The organism is Brachyspira sp. SAP_772, assembly GCF_009755885.1.
In the GTDB taxonomy this organism is placed as follows: domain Bacteria; phylum Spirochaetota; class Brachyspiria; order Brachyspirales; family Brachyspiraceae; genus Brachyspira.
Genome location: NZ_VYIX01000233.1, coordinates 1 through 643 on the forward strand (window position 1 = coordinate 1; position 643 = coordinate 643).

Annotated in this window: 1 protein-coding gene; it reads right to left on the minus strand. The window is 32.2% G+C overall.

Annotation, left to right across the window (positions count from 1 at the left end; translation table 11 throughout):
* Positions 1-643, minus strand: a 643-nt coding sequence (locus GQX97_RS13750; RefSeq protein WP_157152324.1) for an NAD(P)/FAD-dependent oxidoreductase, incomplete at both ends; no start/stop codon positions are given.

Consider the following 643-nt stretch of genomic DNA (forward strand, 5'->3'; position numbering starts at 1 on the left):
AATGTGTCCGCTCTCTTTCATAGCAATACCAGTATCTTTTAATATGCTAGTAGCAGGCTCTTGACCAACAAACACAAATACTCCGTCTACAGCTTGTTCATGTATAGAATTATCTAATACATTTTTTATTTTTATATTAGTAACCTTTCCGTCTCCGCAAATCTCATCTATCACGCTGTCTAATACATATTCTACTTTACCAGTATTAGTTAAATGTTCTATATTGATAGCATCAGCTCTAAACTCTTTTCTTCTATGAACTAAATATATTTTATTAACAAATCTAGTAAGGAAATAAGCCTCATCAAAAGCACTGTTTCCGCCTCCAACTACAGCAACAGTTTTTCCTCTATAAAAAGCACCATCACAAGTAGCACAGTATGAAACACCTTTTCCAGCAAAATCTGCTTCGCCTTTAGTGCCTAATTTCTTAGCAAAACCACCCATAGCAAGTATTATTGTTTTAGTTTGATAAGTTTTTCCATCTGCAGTATGAATAGTTTTCACTTTATCTTTAATATTTTCTATTTTTGTTACCTCATCATAAACTATAGGGTTTTTAGAAAATTTTTCAGCATGTCTTTGCATTCTATCAACAAGTTCAAAAGAAGTCATCTCTTCCGGAAAACCTAAATAATTTTCA